The following is a 6,075-nucleotide window of genomic DNA, read 5'->3' as shown; positions in this document are numbered from 1 at the left end:
ACTCCTAGTGCATTCCAACATAAAGACGGTTGGTATGTAAGCAATGATGGTAAACTAGCTATTGGTCAAGATGATGCATCAGATTTGGCTGTGACCGATTCTAGTAGGCTTTCTAATTATGCTAATTCTATAGAGGGCAATACGGATCTTAACGTATTTGGCGGAGATAATAGAAGCGGTATTATTGTGGATAATACCAAAGCTAATTCCGTGTATAGCGGTGTAGGCGGAGATGGAGTTAAATTTTTAAATAATGCGGAAGTAAAAAATACGCATACCGGTACCGGCGTAGATACCGTAAACGTAGAAGCCGGAGCAGAGGTAAAAAATAGTGATATAAATACCGGCAAGGGAGGCGACGTAGTTAATATCAAGGGTAAGCTAGGCAATAGTACAATGATAGATACCGAAGACGGCGATGATACCGTAAATTTTGCCGGAGAAACGAGCGGATATGCCGCAATAAGTACCGGACGCGGAAAAGATACGTTTAATATCGAAAGCGGAGCGACTTTTAGCAAACATCTTAGCGTAGATACCGGCGAGGATGATGATACGGTTAATATTAAAAATGGCGCAAATTTATCTTGGGGAAGTATAAAAACTGGAGCCGGAAACGATACTGTAAATATAGATGGCAATATGATCGGTAATCCAAATCATTTTAATGAGATAAGTACTGGAAGCGGCGATGATACGATAAATATAAACGGGCACGTATCCGGAGAATCAAGAATAAAAGCCGGCGAGGGTAACAATACCGTATACGTTAGAGGAACCGTCGACGGTAAAGCTAGGATAGAAGCGGGTGATATCGATAATGAAGATAAACACAGCGAACTTTATATAGAAAGCGGAGCTACGCTAAGCGGGGGCAGTAGCGTAAGTATGGGCGGCGGCAACGATACTATTTATATTAGACAAGGCTCTACCGTAAATGGGGGTGCCACTATATCTGCCGGATATGGAAACGATACTGCATATATAGATGAAAATCTAGATACGGGTAATATAAGTATGGGCGGCGGCGTAGATACGATAAATTTCAAAAAAGGAATAACTATAACAAGAGGCGTAATAGATTTTGGTAGTGGCAATGACACAGTCGACATCGACGGCATTACCTTTACTAATGGTGCGGAACTACTCTCCGGCTCGGTAGATAGGCCCCATTGGTACGACGATGACGATAACGACATTATAAACATTACAAATTCTACATTTAAACAAAATAGTAAAATAGATGCCAAAATGGGAGATGATAAGATAAATATCGGTGCTGGAGCAGTAATAGATAACTCAAACGTTATAGCCGGATACGGTAGCGATACTATAAATATTAATGCGGGTTCTAAAGTGGTAAACGGCAGCAAGATTTATTCTGGACTAGATCATTCATACGGTGATACCAACGATATAGATACCATAAATATAAACGGTGGCGAGGTTACAGACTCTGAAATTTATACTTCTCGTAGTAAAACGATAACGAATATAAAAGACGGAACACTCACAAACCTAAAATTTTACGGCGGCTCAGGAACAGATGAGATAAATATAAGTGGGGGGATAATTAAAAAATCTGAAATAACCGGCGGTGACGGAGACGATGAGATAAATATAAACGGCGGAAATTTTACCGAAACTAAGATAAGTACCGGAAGAGGAACGTATAGTGGAGACGGAGACGTCGTAAATATCGCCGGAGGTACGTTTAGTAAAACTACCGTAGAATTACAAGGAACAAAAAATACCGTAAATATAAATTCCGGAGCGGTATTTGGCGATCAATCGGACGCTATAGCCAATAGACAGTATCAAACCAAAATAGTAAACGGTAACGGCGAAGATCACGTAAATGTAAATGCCGGAGCTATTGTTAAAAACGCGACATTCGATCTTAACGGAGGTAGTGATACTATAACCGTAGCATCGGGCGCTACCGTAGAACATTCTCAGCTTATAACTGGAGACGATGTCGATACGCTAAACATAAACGGCACCGTTAGCGGAGATACGCATGTGGATTTAGGATACGGTGCGGATGTCTTAAATATGGGAAACGGCGCCATCGTATCGGATTCTGATATCCATATGGACGACGGCAGCCAAGGATACAATGATACTGTAAATATCGCAAACAACGTTACTCTTAAAGACCGGGCGGATATCAAAGGTGGCGGTGGAGCCGATACTATTACTGCGGGCGACAACCTAACGCTTACTAATAACGCTGGCATACACGGCGATTGGGGAAATAACGGAAGTGCTGGAACTGGTAGCAACGATGACGGTGATATAATTACAATAGGTAAAAATTTAAATATGAGCGGCGGTTCTATGATAAGTGGCGGCGGCGGAGATGATATTATCTCTATCGGTAAAAATGCAAGTATTCAAGACACTTCTACTATCGACGGCGGAGCCGGATTTGATACATTAAAAGTAGCTGATAATAGCATAGACTTTAGCCATGTTAAAAATATCGAAAAACTAGATATGACTAATGGAGAAAAGACAACCTTAACTCTTACAGCTAGCAATGTTCAAGATATATTACGTGATAGTAACGAGAATAAGCTAAAAATAGATGGTGATAGTAACGATGAGCTTACTCTTGGAAGTAGCTGGACTAAAGGTGCTAGTTCTGGTGGTTATACTACTTATACTAGTGGTACAACTACAATCGAAGTTCAAGATCAAATACACGTACTTTAATATCTAGACTTTTAATCCCAGAGGAAATTCCTTTGGGATATTCTTTCTTATCATTAAATTTTTATAATTATTTGTCTTTCTAATTAGTACTAAACCCACAAATTTTTAGCTATTTAAGAGTAGTTAGCATATAACAAATCAGCAAGTTCGGATAGACAAGTAAAGGCTGAAAATGGATTAAAATTTAGCGGCAAATGTAGATAAATTTACCGCCGTAAGGATAAATTATTTTCCAGTTGGGTCTAAGCCGTTTAAGATGTAATTTACTTCATCATCGCTTAGCTCGTAGTGTAAAAACTCTTTATAAAATTTCTTTGTCTCAGCTGCTATATCTATATCTTTAAAAATTTCAGGGTGCAAAGTCTTAGCCGCCCATAAAATTTGCAATGCCCCCTCGGCGCCGTATCTATCCCAGCTAAAAACGCCAGTTGGATTTACGTAAACTCTTTTCTTTTTTACAGCGTTAGTGTCTGCGTAGATAGGGTTTTCATATATCTTTTTTAAAATTTCGGGAGCTTTGGCTCTGCCTATGATGATGACATCAGGGTTCATATTTGGTATCTCTTCAGCATTGATTTCAAGCATATTTCCGGCTTTTTGAACCGCATTTTGGCCGCCTGCGACCCTTATCCACTCGTCTATGATCGTATTTGCGCCGTCAACCTTGAATAAATTTTTGCCGTCGGCTATGTGAAGTACTTTTGGTTTATTGTATGATGGCGCGATCTTACCTATTTCGTTTTGCACTCTTTTAAGGTTGCCGTCAAAATATTCGTTAAATTTCTCCGCGATCTTCGGCACGTCGCCTCCTATGACCTCGGCCATGATAGATACGCTTTTTTCATATCCGCATGATTGGTAAATGACGGATAAAGCACGGTAAAGCCGTTTTTGGTTAGCTCTTCTTTGTTCTTTTTATCGGCGGCTATGACGACGTCTGGGCTTAGTTTGATTAGCTCTTCTACTTGTAAATCTTTGCCGTTTATGCCGTTTGGAATGCTTGAAATTCTAGGATAAACGTGCGCAAACCATTTGTTGTTTTTGATTAGATCGGTGGTCGCTACTATCTTGTCCGTGCCGCCTAGCATTAATATGATTTGGTTATTCGCATACCAAAGCGTAGCGATCTTTTCTACTTTTGCGGGGACTTTTACGACGTCACCAGTGATGTCTTTGACATCTCTAAACTCAGCTGCATTAAGCAAAAGGCTTGCAAACAGCACCACTAAAGCCATGAAAAATTTTTTCATTTTTTCTCCTTATGTTAAATATATATTTTTATATATAAGTGCTAATCCTATATGCTATCGCCTTAATAAACAATATCTTTACAATATAAATTTTTAATTTAGAGCTTTAAAATTTATGAGCGAATGTGAATTTGTATCTATTATTGATAGATTAAATTTATAGCAAGGACTCCCCTTTTTGCACTGGGCAAAAAAGGGAGAAAAAGAGAGATTATTTCTCGAAAGCTTTTTGCAAGCTAAACGGAAACGCCTGATAGCCCATAGCATTTGTCATCTTTATCTCGATGCTTGGCTCTTTTGCACCCCACTCAAACTCATCGATGTGTGGGCTAGGAAGTCCTACTGGGCGACCTTTTGCGATATCAAACTGCATGCCAGCAACGGCTGAGTAGACCATCACGCTATCAAGGTCATCTTGATACTGCGTAAGGCTAGTAACCGAGCTATACCACTCTTTGCCACGCTCTTTGCCGTACTCCCAAATTTGCTCAACAGTCTTTTTCTTTTCATCTATCTTATAAACGACCGCGCGAGAGTATTTCATGCCAGCGATGGCTGGTTGCTCCATGCCCCTTGTATCGCCGTTATCAAAGACGCTTAGATAAATTTTGCCTTTTTTAGACTTGCTATCTATCCTAAATGCTGTGTGCTGCGTCCATTGCCAGTCAAAGCCACCTTTGTCGCTCTCGTATCCTGGGCATTTTGAGTACTCATCTTCGCAGACGATTTTATTGCCTTTGCTATCAACTGGCTGGAGGAGCTTGTCTTTAAATTTATCGCTCCAACCCTTGTGAGCGCCCATGATCCATTTTACTTGTTTATCACGGCCGATCTTGATGACTGCATCTTGGTGGCGGCTTGAGATGATGATACTATCATCGCTTGGGTCATAATCCACGCTATTTACGTGCGCCCAGTTACGTCCAGGTCCTGCGCCAACTATGTCACCCCATTTATCGTGTGTATCCATAGACTGAAGCTCATCAGAGCTTGCTGTGTGGCCTGCTTTTTTAGCGTCTATGTTTAAGCAAACTGCGCCTTGATCAAGCGTTTTTAGCACGATATCGCGGTAAGGATCAAGAATTTCATAAAGTCTAAAGTCATCAACTACGTTGCCATCTCTGTCAAGCTCAACTATCACGTCACGCACCGTTCTTACGTTTTTGCCATCAGCTCTTTTATAATCAGCATTTGCCACGCGCAAGAAGTAGTGTCCGTTTTGTGCTACGTCCATTGAGTGAGAGAAGTCGTTGTAACTAGCTGGTAGCTCGCGGTTAAAAATTTCTCTACCCATGATGTCGTATTTTGCGTATCTTTGACCATATCCCCAAGTCATAGCGCCGTCGTCATTTTGCTTAAAGCCCATCATTACGCCAGCGTGAAATGGCTGTTTTAGATCGTAAATTTTGCTTGGCTCAAGATACCATCTAACCTCACCTTTTGTATCAAGGATGAAGTTATTTGGGCTGTAGTTCCACTCGATCGCACCGCCAGCTGGGTTGTTCCAAACGACTTTTGTGCCCTTGCCAGTTTTATTTACAAAGTTATTTACATAGTAGAGGCGGTTAGCAAATTTAGCACTCGCAGGCTTAGTAACCTCGATCTTGTCAAATAGTGCGCCCTTTTGATTTGGCGTGCCAGCGCTCTCTAGATAGATAGCTGGAGCGTAAATTTTATAGCTCTCTTTTATATGCTCAGTCTTGCCTTTGTAGCTCTTGTCGTACTCGACCTCAACGGTATTTTGATAGTCAGGATACATGCCAAAAACTGGGATGCCGCCATGTGTGCGAAGATGCTTATCAGCCACTTTGTAGCTTATCACCTGACCGCCTTGTTTTGGTACGATGGTTACTTTTGCATTACTTAATGTGTAGCCGCCATTTTTGATGACCGCTGTAAGAGGCGCTGTGTCGTATGGATTTACCATTACTTCGCCGATAGCTCCTGTTATAGCGTAGTCAAGCTTAGCTCCGCTTGGACCGCCTATCGCAAAAGCGCTCGAGCAAAGTACAGAGGCTAGTGCAACACAACTCAAAGTCTTTTTCATAACATCTCCTTTAGATAAATTAAATTTTATAAACTCTACTCATAAAGCTTATAAAATTTA

2 protein-coding genes and 1 pseudogene are annotated in these 6,075 nt (G+C 40.9%); 1 reads left to right on the top strand and 2 read right to left on the bottom strand.

Annotated features, from left to right (window positions below):
• On the top strand, positions 1 to 2,718 hold a 2,718-nt coding region (locus CVT05_RS08270; protein ID WP_159071223.1), incomplete at its 5' end, for a beta strand repeat-containing protein.
• A gap of 225 nt (positions 2,719 to 2,943) precedes the next feature.
• On the opposite strand, the pseudogene CVT05_RS08265 reads toward CVT05_RS08270, so the two are convergent.
• Positions 2,944 to 3,968, bottom strand: a pseudogene (locus CVT05_RS08265) (ABC transporter substrate-binding protein).
• A 211-nt stretch (positions 3,969 to 4,179) separates the two neighbouring features.
• Positions 4,180 to 6,015, bottom strand: a complete 1,836-nt coding sequence (locus tag CVT05_RS08260) for an aryl-sulfate sulfotransferase (protein WP_107698446.1) — start codon at positions 6,013 to 6,015, stop codon at positions 4,180 to 4,182.
• Positions 6,016 to 6,075: the final 60 nt, after the last annotated feature.

It is taken from the genome of Campylobacter concisus, from assembly GCF_003049705.1.
GTDB lineage: Bacteria > Campylobacterota > Campylobacteria > Campylobacterales > Campylobacteraceae > Campylobacter_A > Campylobacter_A concisus_AR.
This window is presented reverse-complemented; position numbering and strand designations above follow the sequence as displayed.